Annotated in this window: 18 protein-coding genes; 6 read left to right on the forward strand and 12 right to left on the reverse strand. The window is 70.6% G+C overall.

Annotated features, from left to right (window positions below):
• Nucleotide 1 precedes the first annotated feature (1 nt).
• The 3 genes from KIS93_RS10730 to KIS93_RS10740 all read right to left on the reverse strand — a co-directional run bounded on the left by KIS93_RS10730 (nt 2) and on the right by KIS93_RS10740 (nt 2964).
• Nucleotides 2-253, reverse strand: coding sequence for a phosphopantetheine-binding protein (locus KIS93_RS10730; RefSeq protein WP_080039916.1), 252 nt, complete (start codon nt 251-253; stop codon nt 2-4).
• Nucleotides 250-1302, reverse strand: coding sequence for a ketoacyl-ACP synthase III family protein (locus tag KIS93_RS10735; RefSeq protein ID WP_230466284.1), 1053 nt, complete (start codon nt 1300-1302; stop codon nt 250-252). The genes KIS93_RS10730 and KIS93_RS10735 overlap by 4 nt, the downstream gene beginning before the upstream one ends.
• Nucleotides 1303-1641: 339 nt before the next feature.
• Nucleotides 1642-2964 carry a cellulose binding domain-containing protein gene (locus KIS93_RS10740; RefSeq protein ID WP_080039918.1) on the reverse strand — a complete coding sequence of 441 codons (1323 nt, stop codon included), beginning with the start codon at nt 2962-2964 and terminating at the stop codon, nt 1642-1644.
• Between the two features lie 291 nt (nt 2965-3255).
• Between KIS93_RS10740 and KIS93_RS10745 the strand changes: the two genes are divergently transcribed.
• Nucleotides 3256-3474, forward strand: coding sequence for a hypothetical protein (locus tag KIS93_RS10745; protein WP_080039919.1), 219 nt, complete (start codon nt 3256-3258; stop codon nt 3472-3474).
• Nucleotides 3475-3552: 78 nt separating this feature from the next.
• Nucleotides 3553-4335, forward strand: coding sequence for a hypothetical protein (locus KIS93_RS10750; RefSeq protein WP_080039920.1), 783 nt, complete (start codon nt 3553-3555; stop codon nt 4333-4335).
• Here the strand turns inward: KIS93_RS10750 and KIS93_RS10755 are convergent.
• The 5 genes from KIS93_RS10755 to KIS93_RS10775 form a co-directional block, all read right to left on the reverse strand.
• Nucleotides 4266-7460 carry an ATP-binding protein gene (locus KIS93_RS10755; protein WP_080039921.1) on the reverse strand — a complete coding sequence of 1065 codons (3195 nt, stop codon included), beginning with the start codon at nt 7458-7460 and terminating at the stop codon, nt 4266-4268. The genes KIS93_RS10750 and KIS93_RS10755 overlap by 70 nt on opposite strands.
• The gene (locus KIS93_RS10760; RefSeq protein ID WP_080039922.1) at nt 7457-8092 is read right to left on the reverse strand and encodes a hypothetical protein; all 636 of its coding nucleotides are present in this window, start codon (nt 8090-8092) and stop codon (nt 7457-7459) included. Before KIS93_RS10760 ends, KIS93_RS10755 begins: the two co-directional genes overlap by 4 nt.
• A gap of 19 nt (nt 8093-8111) precedes the next feature.
• A complete protein-coding gene (locus tag KIS93_RS10765) occupies nt 8112-10277 on the reverse strand; it encodes a tetratricopeptide repeat protein (RefSeq protein ID WP_080039923.1) in 2166 nt (721 codons plus the stop codon).
• Between the two features lie 206 nt (nt 10278-10483).
• Nucleotides 10484-11017 (reverse strand): hypothetical protein, encoded by a 534-nt coding sequence (locus KIS93_RS10770; protein WP_186404087.1) that lies wholly within the window; start codon nt 11015-11017, stop codon nt 10484-10486.
• A gap of 199 nt (nt 11018-11216) precedes the next feature.
• Nucleotides 11217-12419, reverse strand: coding sequence for an epoxide hydrolase family protein (locus tag KIS93_RS10775; RefSeq protein ID WP_080039924.1), 1203 nt, complete (start codon nt 12417-12419; stop codon nt 11217-11219).
• Nucleotides 12420-12574: 155 nt separating this feature from the next.
• On the opposite strand from KIS93_RS10775, the gene KIS93_RS10780 reads away from it, so the two are divergent.
• The 3 genes from KIS93_RS10780 to KIS93_RS10790 all read left to right on the forward strand — a co-directional run bounded on the left by KIS93_RS10780 (nt 12575) and on the right by KIS93_RS10790 (nt 15143).
• A complete protein-coding gene (locus KIS93_RS10780) occupies nt 12575-13063 on the forward strand; it encodes a MarR family winged helix-turn-helix transcriptional regulator (RefSeq protein WP_080039925.1) in 489 nt (162 codons plus the stop codon).
• Nucleotides 13064-13134: 71 nt separating this feature from the next.
• The gene (locus KIS93_RS10785; protein ID WP_080039926.1) at nt 13135-14574 is read left to right on the forward strand and encodes an MFS transporter; all 1440 of its coding nucleotides are present in this window, start codon (nt 13135-13137) and stop codon (nt 14572-14574) included.
• 134 nt (nt 14575-14708) lie between these two features.
• A complete protein-coding gene (locus KIS93_RS10790; RefSeq protein ID WP_080039927.1) occupies nt 14709-15143 on the forward strand; it encodes a hypothetical protein in 435 nt (144 codons plus the stop codon).
• A gap of 13 nt (nt 15144-15156) precedes the next feature.
• Here the strand turns inward: KIS93_RS10790 and KIS93_RS10795 are convergent, their stop codons facing one another.
• The 4 genes from KIS93_RS10795 to lgt form a co-directional block, all read right to left on the reverse strand.
• Nucleotides 15157-15474, reverse strand: coding sequence for a DUF6966 domain-containing protein (locus KIS93_RS10795; RefSeq protein ID WP_080039928.1), 318 nt, complete (start codon nt 15472-15474; stop codon nt 15157-15159).
• A gap of 145 nt (nt 15475-15619) precedes the next feature.
• Nucleotides 15620-15958 (reverse strand): hypothetical protein, encoded by a 339-nt coding sequence (locus KIS93_RS10800; RefSeq protein WP_080039929.1) that lies wholly within the window; start codon nt 15956-15958, stop codon nt 15620-15622.
• Entirely contained in the window at nt 15955-16335 is a 381-nt protein-coding gene (locus tag KIS93_RS10805; RefSeq protein ID WP_155127804.1) for a nucleotidyltransferase domain-containing protein, read from the reverse strand. Before KIS93_RS10805 ends, KIS93_RS10800 begins: the two co-directional genes overlap by 4 nt.
• Nucleotides 16336-16353: 18 nt before the next feature.
• Nucleotides 16354-17256, reverse strand: coding sequence for a prolipoprotein diacylglyceryl transferase (gene lgt / locus KIS93_RS10810; RefSeq protein ID WP_230466285.1), 903 nt, complete (start codon nt 17254-17256; stop codon nt 16354-16356).
• A gap of 15 nt (nt 17257-17271) precedes the next feature.
• On the opposite strand from lgt, the gene KIS93_RS10815 reads away from it, so the two are divergent.
• A complete protein-coding gene (locus tag KIS93_RS10815; RefSeq protein WP_222107396.1) occupies nt 17272-18465 on the forward strand; it encodes an FAD-dependent monooxygenase in 1194 nt (397 codons plus the stop codon).
• The last annotated feature ends 20 nt before the right edge of the window (nt 18466-18485 follow it).

Here is an 18485-nt window from a genome sequence, read left to right on the forward strand (position 1 = left end):
CTCAGACGGATTCGAGCTCGCGGACCATCGCCACGATGGTCGCGACGTCCTTGAAGTTCTCCGGGTCGAGCTTGGCGGCGGGGACGGGCACGCCGACGTCCTTGCGCAGGAAGTTCAGCAGCCGCGCCGTGCGCAGGGAGTCGAGCAGGCCGGAGACGAGGAGCGGGGTCGTCTCGTCGACCTTGATGTCGTCGCCGTCCAGGACGAGGTTGTCCTGGATGAAGGCGACGAGCCGCTGCGTCAGCTCGGTCATGCGGGTGATCCTTCCGTGACGGGGGCGGTGGCGAGGATCCTGAACGCCGCCGCGGCGACCGAGGTGCCGGAGCCGAACCCGACCATGAGCAGGTGGTCGCCGGGGACGAGGCCGCCGGTCGCGAGCAGGTGCTCGAAGGCGATGAACTGGTCGACCGCGCCGCAGTGGCCGACGCGCCGGCCGTAGTCCCAGGTCGTCTGCTCCTCGTCGATGCCGAGCCAGGACATCTGCCCCTCCAGGTCCTCGCGGCGGCCGTGCGGGAACGCCACGCGGGTGATGTCGCCGAGGCCGATCCCGGCCTCGTCCAGGGTCTGCTCGACCTGCTGCATCATCGTCTTCTGGATCGTCAGGTGGATCCCGGTGCCCTGCGCCTTGAGCAGCCGCTGCCGGAACTCCTCGTGCCGGTCGCCGAAGCTCAGCCCCCTGCCGACGGTGGCGTCCGGCGGGAACAGGGGGTAGGCGCCGTCGTTGACCGCGTCGGCCTCGGGGATGACCGTCACGTTCACCGACAGCAGCTCGGCCAGGCCGTAGTCCTTGCCGAGGACGAGCGCGGCGGCGGCGTCGCCGATCAGCGCGCCGGGGGTCATCCGCCAGCGGTCCACCAGCGGGGTGCCGTGGTTGTCGGAGGAGACGACCATGGCGGTGCGGCGGCGCGCGTCGCTGTTCAGGTAGCTGGCCGCCAGCTCCAGCGAGCTGATCATGCCCACGCAGCCGCTGCGGATCTCGAACGCCGGTACGCCGCCGCCGAGGAGGTGCTGCTGCAGGTAGTGCTGGGGCTGCCAGCCGTTCGGGCCCTGGTGCCAGACCGACGGGTAGAGCAGCAGGTCGAGGTCGCGCGGGGAGGACTCGCCCCAGCGGTCGTAGGCGTCGAGGACGGCCAGGCGCGCCATCTCGGGCGCCGGCATGTCACCGGCCACGGCCGCGCCGAGCTGCTGGAACCGCTCGGCCTCTTCGGCCGGGTACCAGCCTTTCGCGACGGCCTGCTCGACGCTCACGCTCTCGGGCACATGGACGCCCAGGCTCCTGACGAACATGTTGGATGTACGCACACGTCCCCTAACTCGTCGACGATCCCGGACAACGGTCTTCGGGCATGGTAAGGCGGCTCATCCGAAATATTTCGGGCTCCGGGAAATGCCGGGGACACCCGGCCGGACGACAATGAGAAATGCTGCTGAATAAGCCCGGCGGGCCGTCCCAGGCAAGGATAGGGGCGGCCTGTCGGCGGAGGCAATAAGAGCGTCCATAAATTGCGCCGCGACATTCCGTGAGCGGCATTTGACAGACCGTGGCGTATTTAGGAAATACGCGTTTCCGGTTCCGCGCACCGCCTTTTCCGAATGCAATTCGGGGGGCGGTGCGCGGGGGGCGGTGCGCGGGGGGGCGGGTCAGGCGGGCACCCTCGTGCAGGCGAGGTTGTTGACCTTGAACTGGGCCGGGATGTCGTTCGTCCCGGTGGCGGTCGCCGAGAAGCCGAGACTCTGGCTGGAACCGGGGCCGATGTAGGAGTTGTGGCCGGCGTCGCGCGCCACCACCTGGGCGCCGGTCTGCGTCACGGTGGCGTTCCAGGCGCTGGTGATCTGCTGGTTGCCCGACCAGGTCCACGTCACGGTCCAGCCGCTGATGGGGGTCGTGCCGGTGTTCCTGATGACCACACTGCCGTTGAAGGCGCCGTTCCAGACGCCGGTGCTGTAGGTGACCTCGCAGGAGGTGCCCAGCTTGAGCCCGCCGCGCAGGAACGTCGCGAAGTTCGCCCAGGTGGCGTTGAGCGTGCCGGTCCCGACGGTCTCGCCGCAGCCGGTGGTGGTGCGGACGGTCTCCGTACCGTAGTGGGCGGGATCCATGATCTGGACCTTCATGTGGTCCGCGCCGGGCACCGAGACGAACGTGCCGGTGCCGCACTGCGCCTTGATCCGGTTGTAGAGCAGGACGCTCTGCCCGTGCGGCACCAGGAAGTCGGCCTGGCCGTGCAGGAACAGCAGCGGCGGGTCGTTGGCATCCACGTAGGTCATCGGGTTGGCCTGCGCCACCTTGTCCGGGCAGGTCTGGATCGGGCAGCCGACCAGCAGCGACTCCGGGGAGGCGGGCGAGTTGTGGTCCAGGCCGCCGGTCGGCAGGTTCTGCGCGTTCATCTGCAGGAAGTCGGTCGGGCTGTAGAAGGCGAGCCCCACCTGCACGTTGCTGGAGACGCCCGTGGTGCCGACGGTGCCCTCCAGCGCCGTGACGCCGCCGGAGAAGGTGGCCATCTCCGTCAGCCAGCCGCCCGAGGAGTCCCCCATGATGGCGAAGCGGTTCGGGTCGAGCTGGTACGTGGCCGCGTTCGCCCGCAGCCAGCGGATGGCCCCCTTGATGTCGTGCACCTGGGCCGGGAACGTCGCCTGGCCGCTGGAGCGGACGCTGACGCCCGCCACCGCGAAGCCCAGCGGGTTGAAGACGGCCGCGATCTCGTCGGCGCCCTCCTTGCCGTTGTCACTCGTCCACGCCGAGCCGCTGTGCCAGATCAGCAGTGGCCGGGGCGTGATGCCGGTGGACGGCAGGTAGAGGTCCAGAAGGTGCCCCTTGCTGCCGGACGGTTGCGCCGGCGCGTACGCGATATCGGTGATCACCTGCGCGGCGTGCGCCGGCGGCACGGAAGCGGCCGACACGCCTAAGGCGGCCAGCACGGTCATCGCCATGCCGACGATCACGGCCCTGGGAATTCGAGCTTGCATGGTGCGACTCCGGTTGGTCGGATGCTCACCGCTCTCCCGGCGGCCGTCCGCGCCCCTCCGGTGCCGGGGCAGCCGCGATCCGCACGCCGACTTCAGCGCCGGCGACCTGCTTCGGGTGCCGCGGCTCACATCGATATGGGCGGGGAGACGATATGACACGCACCGGACGATGGTCAAAGATTTCCTTGCGATTACGGCGAGAAAAGTTCCGACTCTCGTCGTGACAATTCTCCTGGCGCGCTGTGAGTGATATTGTCCAGCCTCAAGATCGCCCCCGTCGCAGGAGGACGAATGCGAAAGTTACGCGCTGTTCTCGTCTCGGCCGTCATGGTCGCCGGAGTCTCGCTCACGATCGGCGCCGCCCCCGCCCACGCCGAACGGCTGGCCGGTGTCTTCAGAGACCACTCGGAGTGCGAGCGGATCGGAGCCTACGGCATCACCCAGGGCTGGTGGGACGACTACTCGTGCCAGTGGGAGGGACGGTACCGCTACTACTTCCTCTACGCCTGACCTTCTGAAACGCCCCCGTGATTCCCCCTCCCCGCCCCGGGTAGCTCCCACCCAGCGAACCCGACGGTGAGGAGCAGCATGGGACAGCCGTGGACCCGCCTGGCGCGCTCGGCGCTGGCCGCGACCTTCGGCACGGCCGCACGCCTGCGGCACGGCCGGCCGCTCCACCCGTCCGGGCTCGTCCTCGACGCGCACCTGCGCCTGCACGGGACGGCCCGGCGGTGGGGAGCGGCGTTCCTCGACGAGCGCGTGGACCTGCGCGGCACCGCCCGCCTGTCCCGCTCCGTCGGCGTGCCCTGGCCCGTGCCGGACATCCTCGGCATCGCGCTGCGCTGGCGGCAGGACGACACGACCGCCGACCTGCTGCTGGCCACCACCGGCCGCAGCCCGGCGGGCCGGCGCCTGCTCCGGCCCGCGACCCGCTGGACGGGCCTCTACACCAGCCTGTTCCCGTACGAGTCGGACGGCGGGCGGTTGCTGCTGGGCGCGCTGCTGCACACGCCCGCGGCGCTGCCGGCCACGCCCGGCGCGCTCGCCGGAGCCGCCGGGCACGGCCCGCTCGTGCTCGAACTCCTCGTCGCCGAGCCGTCGGGGCCGTGGCACCTGCTCGGCCAGGCCCACCTGACCGGCCCGGCGACCCCGGACGCGGAGCGCCCGATGCGCTTCAACCCGCTCCGGCACCCCATCCCGGGCGTACGCCCGGCGGGCTGGCCGAACGACGTCCGCGACGCCGCGTACGTGGCGGCCCAGTCGGCCACGTCTCGCTCAGCGGCGTCTCAGTCGGCGGCGTCTCAGTCACGCTCCCCCGGCCGCCGCGCCCGGGCCATGACCTCCTCGTCGGTCAGCGGGCCGCTCGGGTGATAGCTGAGGCACAGCGGCGTACGGATCTTCTGCGGTGCTTCGCCCTCCAGCGCGAGATAGAATTCTCCCGCTGTGAGGGCACCGAGGTCGGGCACGTCGCCGCCTCTGGCCCTGGCCATCTCCTGTGCGGCCGTGATCTGCGCCGGCACGGTGAGCCGGCCGAAGAGGTGCGTCGCGGCGTTCCCGGAGACCCTGTTGTGCAGGTTCTTGGGCGCCTGCGTAGCGAAGATCAGCCCGAGACCGTACTTGCGGGCTTGTGAGGCGAGGGCCAGCGTGCTGTGCGTGCACGCGGTCGCCGCGCCCGACGGCGCGAAGCTCTGTGCCTCGTCCATCACCAGCAGACCGAGCAGCGGCCGGTCGCGCGCCGGGTTCTTCTTGATCCAGGCGAACAGCGCCATCTGCAGCTGGTTGACGAAGCTCTGACGGGCCTCATCACCGAGCCCGATCATGCTGATGACCGAGATCCGGGCACGCCTGCCCGGCGACGGAACCAGCAGGACGCCTGGATCGACGGGCGTTCCGCTGCCGCCGAACATGGGATCGTTGTCCATGGAGGCCGTCAGTGTCTGCGCGAGATCCGCGGCGATCTCCGGGGCGCCCGCGAGCCGGCTCACCCCATCGGGCAGGTCGGAGAGCAACTCGATCAGGCCTTGGAGGCTGTTGCTGCCCTGCCTGCCATAGTGTTCGATGGCCCGGCGCAGCACCGCGAGGCCTCGGTGGGCCTTCGGGGAGCGTCCGGCGAGGTTGGCCCGAGGCGTCAGGGCTGAGGCGGCCACCTCGACCGCCATCTCGAACTCGTCAGGGTCGTCCCGCACGCTGCCGAAGTCCGGAAGCGGCTGGAAGCTCAGCGGGCGTCCCGACTCGCGGCGTGGCGTCCAGATCACGATCTCGCTGCCGGAGAAGTAATCCGCCGCCCGGGCGGCGTCGCCGGGCCGCCACTCCGGAGGTGGCTGGGGCCACGGGTCGCCAAGCCGGGCGAGGTCGTTGTTGGGATCCAGGACGATCGCCGACACACCGCGCAGCGCGCACTCCTCGACCAGGTGCCGGATCAGTACCGTCTTGCCGGACCCGGAGGCGGCGAAGATCGCCGCGTGCTTGCGGAGCGCCTCCAGCGTCACCGTCACTGGCGCGTCGTCGTGATGCGCGTAGCCGAGGGTGAACCCGGGCGGCGTGTCCTCGGCCTCGGCACCCCGCCGATCGGGGCCCGGCACGACGGCCGCAGGCGCGGACGCCGCCCATGAGCCGGCGTCGGACAGCGCCTCCTTGAACAGGGTGATCTGCTCGGTCGGGCGATAGCGGACCAGCCAGGCGTGCAGCTCGGCCGGGTTCTCCTTACGCAGGCCGTCCAATGCGGCGAGCACGCGCAGATCAGCCTCGTCGATGCTCAGCGTCATGCCGCCGTCCGCCGCGAGCTCCTTGAGAGCCTCCTGCGTCTTGGCGGACCGGGACCATGGGCCGTTGCGGATGAGGATGAGCTTGCGCTTGCGGACGCCGGCGTCCAGGCCGGAGGCCGTGCGGGCACGGCGGATCCGATGCAGCGCACCCACACCGTGATGGGTGTCGCTGATCGCCCGGAAGGACCAGTGCACCTGATCCTCCGAGAGGGTGTCGTCCGGTGAGCGTTCCCGTTCCTCCTCACTGCGCTCGTCGAGCGCACGACGCAGCCGGGCGTGCAGGTCCGGCTTGGCGCTCGGAGGCGGATCGACGCTGAACCTCTCACCGTCGTCGCCGCGCTCCACGATCCACGCGTTCAGGCCGGCCGCGAGAAGAGCGGGAAACCGGTCGTCCTCCATGTCGTGCTCCAGCGGCGACGTCACGTCCGCCGTTCGCACCAGCTCCTCGAACCGGGACTCGATCCTGACCAGCGCCTCCTCGGACACGGTCGGTGCCGTCCTGTCGGCCGGCCGGGCGATCCGGTCCTCCTCGGGGACCTCGGCGAGGCTGTGCAGCTCCCGTACTTCGTCGTCGACCAGACACGCGCGGATGTGGCGGTCGATGTCGACCAGCAGCCTGCGCGGCGTGTAGTTGACGGCTTCCTCGAACACCCCCTCCCGTACCGGCCAGGTCGGATAGGGCGGGGTGAAGCCAATGGCCTCATATCGCGCTTTGAAACGCCTCTCGATGATCTCCCGGGCCAGCTCAGGTCTCCTGATCCCTTCAAGGGTCGGGCATCGCCGGAACCGGTCGGCGAACGACGCGATCGCCCTGTTTGCGATCAAGTCCCATGTCGTGGACAGGGTCGCGACGACGGTGAGCGTCCGGCGGGTCGTGTCTCGGAGATCCATGAGGCCGTTGGCGAGACCTGCTACCACAACCGCCACCTGCAGATCCACCGCGTCAACTGACAGCTTGGCGAGATCCTCCTGAAGAGCGGACTGCGCGATCAGGGTGTCAAGCTGGTCGAAGGCGATGACAGTCGGACCGGTCAGTGCGAGCAGCCAAGAGATGTCCTGAACGATCTGCTGAGGAGTTCGTGACCTCGTGCGGATGCCCCAAGCCTGGCGCTCGCCGGGGATCGCCTCCTCCTCACACGCAAGATAGCCGTAGGCCGTGTCCTGATGCTCCTCCTCGTCCGAGGCCAGCAACGCCAGGGCACGCGCCGTGTCTTTGCACTGCCGCGCGACGTGCGGATCATAGTCCTTGAGTCCTTCGATGAAGGTGTCCAGCGCAGCGCGGGTCAGCTCCGTCTCGCCGATCACCGCATGTCGCGCGGTCTGCGGCGTGCCGGCGCGAACAGCCAGCCTTCGCAGCAGCAGCCCGAGTTGTGTCTCGTCACCGATGACCTGACGGAACATGCCGTCGAGCAGGAGGACGAGAACGCCGTCCCAGAACTTCTTGCCGTCGAGCAGGCCGATGAGGAAGAAGTAGCCGCCTCGTCGGTGCACCTGCTCGCGCACCCACCCCAGCAAGTGCGTCTTGCCGGACCCGGCTCGGCCCTCGAGGACCAGCCCGATCGGGTTGGCGTCGGGACTCGCCTCCGCCTCGGCGATGCCGTCCAGGACATCCCGGACGACCCTGGTGTGCAGCCCATCGACGTGGAAGGGCGAGCTGCGCCACACGTCGTCGGGCGCCTGCGCCCAGCTGAACCGCAGCGCGGCGAGGGCGGCGCGCTGTTCCTCCGTCATCGCAGTCCGATCGCCAGTTTGTGCCGTTCCTCGCCGCCGACTTGGAGGGATGCGTCTCTCTCACGCTGGCCGAGTCGATGCCGGTTGACCTCCGGCTCAAGCCGGACGTCAGGCGCGTCGAGCAGTTGCTCCAACGCCTTGTCGAGGTCGGCTTTGGCGACGTCCGCGAGGAGTGCCCGGATCTCCGTGAGGCTCACCCAGTCGCCCGGGCCGTCCGCCACCTGGCCGTACGCGGCCCGAATCCGCTCGTCGAGACCACGCGGATCCTGCGAGCGGGTGTCGTCGCCAGGTTTCCCGGCGGCGCGCAGGTCGAGGTTCTCCCTGTGCACTGCCGCGAGGGCGGCCCAGAGCTGTTTCTCCTTGCCCGAGCGCCGCTCGGCGGCCTCAGTCTGCTCCTCACCGAGCGCCAGAGGCCTTGCGAGCACCCGCACGCCCTTGTCGGCGAGGCTGTGCCGGTACGGCCTGCGGTCGGTCCTGGAAACCACGTAGCCGCCGGCGTTGAGCCTCTCGTAGGCCGGGCTCAGCAGCCTGACGCCGTACAGCTCGTTGAGCTCGGTGTTGGAGATCTCCCGGTCCTCGATCTTGAGCAGGAGGAGGATCGCGTAGTCCGCGGGTGCCAGGTCGTCCGACATCAATGGTCCTTTCACCGCATCATCGAGGAGTGGATTCGGGCCCGGTCATCGCCGATCCGTCGGCGTTGAGGCCGAAGGACCGCAGTCGCGCCATCTCTTCGGGCGGGTGGCGCTCCGTGGCCGTGTACAGCGCCAGGAGCCGGTCGGCAGCGCCCTGGGTGCCCGCGTTCAGCTCGTCGGTGAGCCCTTTCTCGTCACGAAGCGCGAACAGCAGCGCGCAGAGCTGTTGCGCCGCTTCCGGCTTGCCGTCGTCCACCGCCGCGCGCAGTTCGGCCAGCTCCGCCGCCGCGTCCCCGCCGTCCGCGTCGGCGGCGCGCCGCTTCGACAAGCGCAGCCGGGCGGGCTCGTCACCGGCCTCCGCTCGAATCCTCAGCAGGTCCATCTCGCCCCAGGCGAGATAAAGATCGGCAAGGGCCGCGGCGGCGAACTCCTGCCCCTGATCGGCCCGCCGACGAAGCTCGGGGACGCAGCCGCGGTCCGCGAGCCGCTCGACCAGCCGCTCGCCCGCGGTCAGATCACCCTGGCCCTCGCGCATCCGCAGGTCATCGCTGATGCCGCAGTCGACGAGAATCTCCGCCAGCCGTTCGCGTGCCACAGGGTCGCCGGCGTCCGCCGCCGGCCGGATGGCCTCGGCCCGTTGCCACAGTTCCTGGGTCCGGGACCACATTCGCCCCACCTCCCAGTCACGTGGGTCGGCAGCCAACCGGCGGCGCAGGACGTCCATGGCCCGGTCGAAGCGGTCCTGACGGATCAGCAGCTCGGCCAGCTCCATGGCCGCACCGCCGTCGCCGAACTCACCGGCGAGCCGTTCCAAGGCCGGCTCGGCGTAGCGATACCGCAGGCGCGCCGTGGCGGCGTCGGCGAGACGGCGCAGGTCCGCCGGGCGATGCAAATGCCTGATGAAGGCCCGCCACGCCTCGTGCGGCACGCAGGCCGTGCGCCGCACCCGGCGCAGATGCTGAGCCAGGTAGTCGGCGATGGTGTAGCCGCCGAGAGTGCCGGCCACGCCGCCGTCCACGGGTGACAGGGCGGCGACGGCGCCAGGCAGCGGCCCGGTCGCGTGCGGCAGGGCCTCGGCGAGCCACATCTCCGCAGGCCGGACCCGCTGGGCCGGCTTGAGATAGCCGAACATCGCGTCGGTGAGAAGCTCCGTGCTCAGCGGCGCGTGCACGCCGAGCCGGTGCCCGTCGGCCGCCACGGTGATGATGGCCTTGGCGTACGGGGTCGCCGGCTGCTCCCAGCACATGACCAGAGCGGGGCCGCCGGCGAGCGCTTGAGTCAGCCCCGTGTCCCGGGTGTGCAGCGCGACGCGGATCCGGCTGTCGCGCTCGGCGATGCCGCTGGCCTCGTTCAGCTCCGCCGTCGACAGGGAGTCGGGGACGCTGATGGTACAGGCGTCCCGCATCAGCCGGCGACTGCCCTGGGGTGCGGACGTCCAGTGGGCGTACTGGTCAGGCCACAGCGTGCCGACGACGACGTTCCCATGACGGAGCAGTGTGCGGACGCACTCGAAGGTCAGCGGCGGACGGCCACCGAGATAGTGCTGGAGCTCGTCAAGCCAGAAGACGGTCCTGCGCGGCCGGTGGCTCTTCAGCTCCAGCAGCTCTGCCGCCTCCGACGGCTGCACCAGCGACCAGTCGGGGAAGAGGTCGTTGACCGCTTCATACAAGGAGCGGGTCTTGCCAGTGGACGACGCCCCCACCATGACGACGAACGCCCCGCGGTCCGGGCCGTTGGCGGACAGCGCCGTCCGCAGGTCGAAGTCGAAGTCCCGCTGCACGTACGTGGGCAGGCCGTCCGTGCTCCCCGGGACGGTGATGGCGCTGTGGATGCCGAGCTCACGCGGCCCGGCCTCATCGACCCGCAGCCGATCATCCCGGTCCTGCCGCATCACCCGCTCCCAAGCGGCCAGCCACGCCGCTTGCTGTGTGCCGCCCTCCCGCACGCCGCAGACGTCGAGGATGCTGAGCAGCAGCGGCTTGGTGATCCGTGACTTCCCGCGCAGGGCGTCGCTGACCGTCGACCGCTTCAGCGCCTGCCGGTCCCGCCGGTTGCCGTAAGCGCGGGTGGCTCTTTCGAACGCGTCGAGCGTCAGCTCGTGGCGGCGGGACAGCGCGCGGAGCGCTTCGGCGAGCTGCTCGTCCGTGCGAATCCGAGCCAGTTCTTCGGCGGACCACGACTCCACTGGATTCACCTCGCCATCGCTGTCTCCGCCCGGAATTGCCGAAGGAAGGCCACGATATTAAGGTCTGCCGGCGGCCGGATATCGACATGACCGGCTGCGACCATTCACCACTGATCAGCGATCACAAGTGATCCGTACAACAGTGCCTCGGAGACTATCGCAGGCTCCGGGAGATCACCAGAAGTGATGCGCAGCTCGGCGGGCACTCAATTCTTACCTTTTCGCGGATTCCGCGGATGCTTCCGAAAGCCGTCCGGGCGGGACGAGCGGAGTCCGGCGGTAAGGGTCTCGCTGCTGCGGATCACCCGTTCCACCTGGTGTTTCGCGGCCAAGTGTTCCGGGTTCGTCCGCCGCTGTAGCCGGAAGTCCTCTGGTGCTGGTGCTCTGGTCCCGTCCACACCGGACGCCTTACCCATCAGCACAATGGAGGTCAGATGCAGCAGTGGTTGACGACAATCGAAGCCGTCCTTGGTCTCGCCGGAGCGATCATCGGCTTGGTCACCGCCGTGGTATCGAATCGCGTCCGGCGAACGCCGCCGAGACGGCGCCGCGGCAAATTTCGTAAATAGTGCGGACCCATTTTCGGCCAGACCGATCGGCATTTCAGCAAGCGTTGATTCCGCCGTCCGCACCTCCCGCCACAGCACCGCGTGCCCTCTCTTCAGGAATAGCCGGCGCAGGTGCTCGCCGAGGCGGTGGGCGCGTACCGGCGGTTCATCGTGATGGTTCCCGGCCCGCATCGGCTCGGGCCGGGGGCTACTGGACTGCCATGCCCTCATGCTCGGGCCGTCCGGCAGCACGGCCGATCACGAGACCTTCAGCCGTGCCAGCAGATGGCCTGCTCGCTGCCACCGCCGCCGCTCCGGCACCGAGCCAGACCTGCCAGAGCCGCCGGCGGGACGAGGGCATGAACTGCCCGGGCCCTGCCGGAAACGCCGGTTAGCGCAGGGAGCGGAAGGCGGCGCGGAGTTCGCCGGCGAACAGCGCCGGCTCTTGCCAGGCGGCGAAGTGGTTGCCCCTGCCCAGCTCGTTGAAGTAGATGAGGTTCGGGTAGGCCCGCTCGGCCCAGCTGCGCGGCACCCGGTAGATCTCGTGGGCGAACGTGCTGACGGCGGCCGGGACGGTGACGTTCTTGACGTCGAAGAAGCCGACCGTGTTCTCCCAGTACAGGCGGGCGGAGGAGACGCCGGTGTTGGTCAGCCAGGTGAGCGTGACGTTGTCGAGGATCTCGTCGCGGGTCAGGTCGCCGACGGGCTTGCCGAGGAAGGCGTCGGCGATGTCCTGGTAGCTGCCCGCGTCGTGGTTGAGCATCCAGGCGGCCAGGGCGACGGGCGAGTCCGCGAGGCCGTACATCGTCTGGGGGCGGGTGCCCATCTGCACGCCGTACCCGACGCCCTTGGCGAAGAAGTAGTCGAGCTGCTCGAACGTGCGCATCTCGGCCTCGGACAGGCCGGACGGCGGCGGGCCGCCGGCGCCGAGGACGTTGCGGGCCAGCCTGGTCCACACGTCCGGCGGGACGACGCCGGCCATGTTGGTGTGGATGCCGAGCAGCCCTTCGGGGGCCTGGGCTCCCATGAGGTCGGTGATGATGGCCCCCCAGTCGCCGCCCTGGGCCACGTACCGGGTGTGGCCGAGGCGTTTCATCAGGACGTCCCAGGCGCGGGCGATGCGGGCGGGGCCCCAGCCGAGCTCGCGCGGCTTGGCGGAGTAGCCGTAGCCGGGCATGGACGGGATGACCACGTCGAAGGCGTCGGCGGCGTCCGCGCCGTGCGCGGGCGGGTCGGTGAGCGGGCCGATGACGTTCAGCAGCTCGACGATCGAGCCGGGCCAGCCGTGGGTGATGATGACCGGCAGCGCGTTGTCGTGGGGCGAGCGGACGTGGATGAAGTGGATGTCCAGGCCGTCGATCTCGGTGACGTAGTGCGGCAGGGCGCCGAGTCGTCGCTCGCACCTGCGCAGGTCGTACTCGGTGGCCCAGTAGCGGGCGAGCTCGCGCATCACCGTGAGCTGCACGCCCTGCGTGAAGTCGGTGACGAGCTCGGGGTCGGGCCAGCGGGTGGCCTGGATGCGGGCGCGCAGCGCCTCCAGCTCCGGCTCGGGGGTGACGGGGACGGTGAACGGCCGGACGGTCGTGGGGGACATGGGAAGGCCCTCTCTCCACGGGGGTGGCTACGACCGAAGTGTGCGGCTCCCGGCTGCGCTTCGCCTCCGTGGGAACCCTGGGGTTTGCCACCCTGGGCCGGCGATCGTCCATTCGCAGATAATCTGCCAAAGGATTGTTTGGGTAGGCTGGGGGCATGACAGCGATGGCTCCCGCGCGTACAGAAACAGACCTGTCCTTCCTCCTCGACCACACCAGCCACGTGCTGCGCACGCAGATGGCGGCGGCGCTGGCCGAGATCGGGCTGACGGCGCGCATGCACTGCGTGCTGGTGCACGCGCTGGAGGAGGAGCGCACCCAGATCCAGCTGGCCGAGCTGGGCGACATGGACAAGACCACCATGGTCGTGACGGTGGACGCGCTGGAGAAGGCCGGGTACGCCGAGCGCCGCCCGTCCAGCACCGACCGGCGGGCCCGGATCATCGCGGTCACCGAGGCGGGCGCCGAGGTGGCCAGGCGCAGCCAGGAGATCGTGGACGGCGTGCACCGCGCGGCTCTCGAGTCGCTGCCCGACGACGAGCGCGAGGTGCTGGTCCGCGCCCTGAACCGGCTGGTCGGCGGGCATCTGGCGACCCCGGCGGAGGGGCCGCAGCCGGCGCGCCGGGCACGGGAGCGCGCCAAGTAGGTCCGAAGAGGATCGTCTATTACAGAACTATCTGCTACGGTCTCTCTTGTCGACCTGAGACGGGAGAGACCATGTCGAATGTGCTCAACTCGCGCTGGACCGCACTCGGTGTGCTGTCCGCGACGGGACTGATGACGATCCTCGACGGCAGCATCGTGACCGTGGCGATGCCCGCCATCCAGCGGGATCTGCAGTTCACGGCCGCCGGCCTGAGCTGGATCATGAACGCCTACCTGATCCCGTTCGGCGGCCTGCTGCTTTTGGCGGGCCGGCTGGGTGATCTGATCGGGCGGCGGGCGATGTTCCTGGCCGGGAACGCCGTCTTCACCGCCGCTTCCGTGCTGGCCGGCGCGGCCACCGACGCGAGCCTGCTGATCGCCGCCCGGTTCCTGCAAGGCGTGGGCAGCGCGCTGGCCTCGGCCGTGGTCCTGGGCATCCTGGTGACGCTGTTCACGGAGCCGGCCGAGCGCGGCAAGGCGATCGCGATCTTCAGCTTCACCGGGGCCACCGGCGCGTCCATCGGCCAGGTGCTGGGCGGCGTGCTGACCGACGTGCTGAGCTGGCCGTGGATCTTCTTCATCAACGTGCCCATCGGGGCCGTCACCCTCCTGCTCGCCCTGCGCGCCCTGCCCGCCGACCGCGGGGCCGGCCTGGCGGCCGGCGCCGACGTGCTCGGCGCCCTGCTCGTGACCTCCGGCCTGATGCTGGGCATCTACACGATCGTCAAGGTCGAGGAGTACGGCTGGCTCGCCGCCCACACCCTCGGCCTCGGCGTGCTCTCCCTCGCCCTGCTCGGCGGGTTCGTGGCCCGGCAGGCCACCGCCAGGACGCCGCTCATGCCGCTGCGGATCCTGCGCTCCCGCAACGTGACCGGCGCCAACCTCGCCCAGATGCTGAGCCTGTCCGGGATGTTCGCCTTCCAGGTGCTCGTCGCGCTCTACATGCAGCGGGTCCTGGGCTACGGCGCCCTGGAGACCGGCCTCGCCATGCTGCCCGCCGCCGTCGGCATCGGCACGATCTCGCTGTTCGTCTCCGCCCGGCTCAGCGCCCGCTTCGGCCCCCGTACGGTGCTGATCTCCGGCCTGGTGCTGCTGATCGCCGCGATGCTGCTGCTCACCAGGGTCAGCGTGGACGCCGGCTACGTCACCCACCTGCTGCCCCCCATGCTGCTGATCTCCGGCGGCGGGCTCGTGCTGCCGGCGCTGGCCACGCTCGGCATGTCCGGCGCCAAGGACAGCGACGCGGGGCTCGCCTCCGGCCTGTTCAACACCACCCAGCAGGTCGGCATGGCCATCGGCGTGGCGGTGCTGTCCACCATGGCCGCCTCCCGCACCGGCGACCTGCTGGCCGCCGGGGCCGGCGAGGCCGCCGCACTGACCGGCGGGTACCGGCTCGCGTTCGGCATCTCCGCCGGGCTGCTGCTGGCCGCCTTCGTGGTGGCGCTCACCGTCCTGCGCCGGCCCGCCGCCTCCGAGGACGCGCCCGCGGTGGAGACCGTCGCCGCCTCCTGACCCCCATCCCTCCGGCCCGGCGCACCCTGGTACGCCGGGCCTAGGGTTTTCACCGAGCCCACCCCCGATGCGACCGGCGCCCCTCTGCCCGCACGCTGTCCATGCCCGGAGAGAACGCCGAGGAGGAGGCAACGTTGTCGTACTTGCGCAACCCGAGCTTCGAGGCTCCCGACATCGCCCCCTGGACCCGGATGAACCAGGCGGCCGCCGTGCAGTACAAGATCTGGGGCACCAGCGACGCACGATCCGGCGGCGCCGTCCTCGTCATGAGCACGAGCCAGATGGAGGGCTCGGTCTGCCAGGACTTCACCGCCACCGGCCCGCCGCCCAGCATCTCCTGCTTCGCCTGGGTCAGATCCGCCTCGCAGTCCCCCGTGAAGGGGGCGCTGGCGATCTGGGACCTCGGCGCCAACCGCTCGGTGGCCGCCAGGTTCACCGCCACCCCGGAATGGCGGCTGGTGACCTGCACGATGGACACGGCGGGGAGCGGGCCGCGGCAGATCCGCATCGAGTTCTACCTGCGCACGACCAACCATGAGCTGTGGATCGACAGCGTGAACGCGTTCTGAGCCCGGCGCTCCGCTACCGCAGCTCGTCCCGAGCGGCCTCGAACAGCTGCCCGCGCAGTTCGTAGAACTCGTCCTGCTCCGGCAGCACGCCCTGGGCGTTCATCAGGACCACGTCCCGGAAGCTGCCCATTCCACCGTTGAGCGAGAGGATGTGGCGGATCGCGTACTGAAGCAGCTCGGGAGAGTCGCGATCATGCGCCTCCTCGACCTGTGAGTCGAGGCGCCTGAGGCCCTCGGCGTAGGACGCGTGCGGCTCACCGGCTCGTTCGAGCAGCTCGATCAGGGCGTGCAGCACCCGGCGCACGCGGTCCTCCTCCGAGGGAGCGGCCATGAGTACAGCACCTCCACTCCAGGCCCAGCCCAAAACGGACAAATGCATACATTTAGGGCGAGCAGGGTAGGAACGGATAAGGGATCGATTGCCCGCCCCGCGAGGGCGCCTCTGCCGCGTGAAGCGGCCGGGGCGTTCTCGTACGCTACGCGACCACGTCCGAGCACACCCCGCCGACGACCACGTCCGTCTCCCCCACCATCACCGTGGTGACGTTGTTCAGGACGAACACGCCGCCCTCCGTACGGGGCCCGACCAGCAGGGACTCCAGCCGCCACATCAGCTTCCGCTGCACCTCCTCGGCGGGCGCGCCGCCGCCGGCCGGCCAGAGGCCGCCGAAGCGCCGCTCGGCCGCGGCCCTGTCGAGCCTGATCGTGTAGGTGTGGCCGCCGGGGAACGGGTCCCGCTGGAAGATCACGATGACGTTTCCCGGGGAGACCCGCACGCCGTCCACCTCGACGGACAGGACGGTGGCTCCGCTCACAACACCCTCCTGAACTGCGCTCCCGGCACGGACTGCCTGAATGGTGGCAGGTTCGGGGGATGGTGAAGGCGGATCGGGAAGCCGGCCGCCGCCTCGCAGTCCGTGCCGATCTCGTCGATCCAGCGTTCGTTCCTGCTCCCGCGGAACTCGGGGATCATCGTGACCAGCACGTCGAGATCGGAATCGGGACGGGGGCCCGGGCCGCGGAACGTGCTGCCCGCCCGCGAGCCGAACACCTCCACGGACGTCACGACCTTCCTGTCCCCCACCCTGAGCCCGTCGAGCCTGGCCAGCACCCGCTGCCGGCATGTGATCACCCGCTTCATGAGGTCTCGCGGGTGGTACGCGGCCGGGGCCGCGTCAGGTTCGACGCCCAAGGGGATCGGTATGGGCGGTCAGCCGCTGCGTGCCGCCACGACCTGCTCGCGGTCCTTGGCGCGGTTGGCCCACAGGTAGGCCAGTGCCCCGGCGAACAGCAGGATCGAGGTCCACTGGTTGATGCGCAGGCCCAGCAGCAGCACCGCGTGATCCACGCCGCCCACCGGGTCGATGCGCAGGCCCTCGATCCAGAACCGGCCGAAGGTGTAGCCGGCGACGTAGACGGCGAACAGGCGGCCGTGGTGCAGGGCGAAGCGCCGGCCGGCCAGGATCAGGGCGAAGCCGAGTGCCGCGTCCCACAGCGACTCGTACAGGAAGGTCGGGTGGTAGAGCACGCCGGGGTCGCCGCCGTGCGCCCGGTCGATCTCCAGGCCCCACGGCAGGGTGGTCGGCGAGCCGTACAGCTCCTGGTTGAACCAGTTGCCCCAGCGGGCGATGGCCTGCCCGAAGGCGAGGCCGGGCGCGACCGTGTCGGCGACGTCGCGCAGCGACAGGCCGCGGCGGCGGCAGGCCAGCCACAGGCCGACGCCGCCGAGCGCGACGGCGCCCCAGATGCTGAGCCCGCCCTCCCAGATGAACAGCGCCTGGTACGGCTCCTTGATCGCGCGCGCCCCGAAGTAGGTCTGCCAGTCGGTGATGACGTGGTAGAGGCGGGCGCCGATCAGGCCGAAGATCACTCCGGGGACGGCGATGTCGTAGATGGTGCCGGGAGTGCCGCCGCGGGCGCGCCAGCGGCGCTCGCTCAGCCAGGCGCCGAAGGCGATGCCGGCGATGAAGCACAGCGCGTAGGCGCGGATCGGGATGATTCCGAGATCCCAGGCGCCTTGGGCGGGGCTCGGGATCGAGGCGAGGCCCATGGTGGAGAGGGTAGCCGAAAGGGCGCCGCCGCCGTACAGGATGTTCATGACATATCCGGACATGGGAGGAGTCGGGCCATGACCACGGACGGCACGGGCGTCTCGGTCGCCATCATCGGCGGGGGGATCGGCGGGCTCACCGCGGCGCTGTCGCTGCTGCGGCGCGGCATCGACGCGCACGTGTACGAGCGGGCCGCCGAGCTGAGCGAGGTCGGCGCCGGCGTGCAGATCAGCCCGAACGCCTCGCGCGTGCTGCACGGCCTCGGTTTGGCGGACGAGCTGGCCAGGACGGGCGTCAAGCCGGTGGCCCTGCACCAGCGCCGCTGGGACGACGGCCGCACCCTCGCCCGCACCCCGCTCGCCGGCCCCTTGGAGGCCGCCTTCGGCTTCCCCCACTACCTGATGCACCGCGCCGACCTGCTCGCCGCGCTGGCCGCCCGCCTGCCCGCCGACCGGGTACGCCTGGATCACCGCCTCACCGCGCTGACCGATCACGGCGACCGGGTCGAGGCCCGGTTCGCGAACGGGGCGCGCGTCGAGGCCGGCGTGCTGGTGGGCGCGGACGGTATCCACTCCGCCACCCGCGGCCTGCTGTTCGGGCCGGAGCGGCCGCGCTTCACCGGCTGTGCCGCCTACCGCGGCCTGGTGCCGGCCGACCGGCTCAAGGGGCTGGGGCTGGAGACCACGACCCAGCTGTGGATGGGGCCGGGCGGGCACTTCGTGCACTACTTCGTCGCCGGCGGCCGGCTGGTCAACTTCGTGGCGATCAAGGAGCAGGACACCTGGACGCGGGAGTCGTGGACCGACCGCAGGGACGTCGCCGAGGCGCTGGCCGCGTTCGAGGGCTGGCACCCGCAGGTGCGGGCGATCATGGAGGCGGTGGACGAGACGTACCTGTGGGCGCTGTTCGACCGGGCTCCGCTACGGCGCTGGTCGGCGGGCCGGGTGACGCTGCTGGGGGACGCCTGCCACGCGATGCTGCCGTTCATGGCGCAGGGCGCGGCGATGGCCGTCGAGGACGCGGCCACGCTCGCCTCCTGCCTGGCCGCCGCCGGGCCCGGCCCCGAGGTGGAGGCGGCGCTGCGCCGGTACGAGGCCGCGCGCGTGCCGCGGACGACACGGGTGCACGCCCTGTCGGCCGCCGGCAAGACCCGCTACCACCTGCCGGACGGGCCGGAGCAGCGGGCGCGGGACGCCGAGCTGGCGGGCGGGGCGGGCGGCCTGTCACTCGACGCCCTGGCATGGATCTACGGCCACGACGCCACCGCCTGACCGGACATTTCCCGCCGCGG

The organism is [Actinomadura] parvosata subsp. kistnae (genome assembly GCF_900323885.1).
Classification (GTDB): Bacteria; Actinomycetota; Actinomycetes; order Streptosporangiales; family Streptosporangiaceae; genus Nonomuraea; species Nonomuraea composti.

Excerpts from the sequence above, each read along its gene's own strand:
- KIS93_RS10730 (WP_080039916.1), bottom strand. The coding sequence starts at position 253 with ATGACCGAGCTGACGCAGCGGCTCGTCGCCTTCATCCAGGACAACCTC.
- KIS93_RS10740 (WP_080039918.1), bottom strand. The coding sequence starts at position 2,964 with ATGCAAGCTCGAATTCCCAGGGCCGTGATCGTCGGCATGGCGATGACC.
- KIS93_RS10745 (WP_080039919.1), top strand. The coding sequence starts at position 3,256 with ATGCGAAAGTTACGCGCTGTTCTCGTCTCGGCCGTCATGGTCGCCGGA.
- KIS93_RS10750 (WP_080039920.1), top strand. The coding sequence starts at position 3,553 with ATGGGACAGCCGTGGACCCGCCTGGCGCGCTCGGCGCTGGCCGCGACC.
- KIS93_RS10755 (WP_080039921.1), bottom strand. The coding sequence starts at position 7,460 with ATGACGGAGGAACAGCGCGCCGCCCTCGCCGCGCTGCGGTTCAGCTGG.
- KIS93_RS10760 (WP_080039922.1), bottom strand. The coding sequence starts at position 8,092 with ATGTCGGACGACCTGGCACCCGCGGACTACGCGATCCTCCTCCTGCTC.
- KIS93_RS10770 (WP_186404087.1), bottom strand. The coding sequence starts at position 11,017 with ATGCGGGCCGGGAACCATCACGATGAACCGCCGGTACGCGCCCACCGC.
- KIS93_RS10775 (WP_080039924.1), bottom strand. The coding sequence starts at position 12,419 with ATGTCCCCCACGACCGTCCGGCCGTTCACCGTCCCCGTCACCCCCGAG.
- KIS93_RS10780 (WP_080039925.1), top strand. The coding sequence starts at position 12,575 with ATGACAGCGATGGCTCCCGCGCGTACAGAAACAGACCTGTCCTTCCTC.
- KIS93_RS10785 (WP_080039926.1), top strand. The coding sequence starts at position 13,135 with ATGTCGAATGTGCTCAACTCGCGCTGGACCGCACTCGGTGTGCTGTCC.
- KIS93_RS10795 (WP_080039928.1), bottom strand. The coding sequence starts at position 15,474 with ATGGCCGCTCCCTCGGAGGAGGACCGCGTGCGCCGGGTGCTGCACGCC.
- lgt (WP_230466285.1), bottom strand. The coding sequence starts at position 17,256 with ATGTCCGGATATGTCATGAACATCCTGTACGGCGGCGGCGCCCTTTCG.
- KIS93_RS10815 (WP_222107396.1), top strand. The coding sequence starts at position 17,272 with ATGACCACGGACGGCACGGGCGTCTCGGTCGCCATCATCGGCGGGGGG.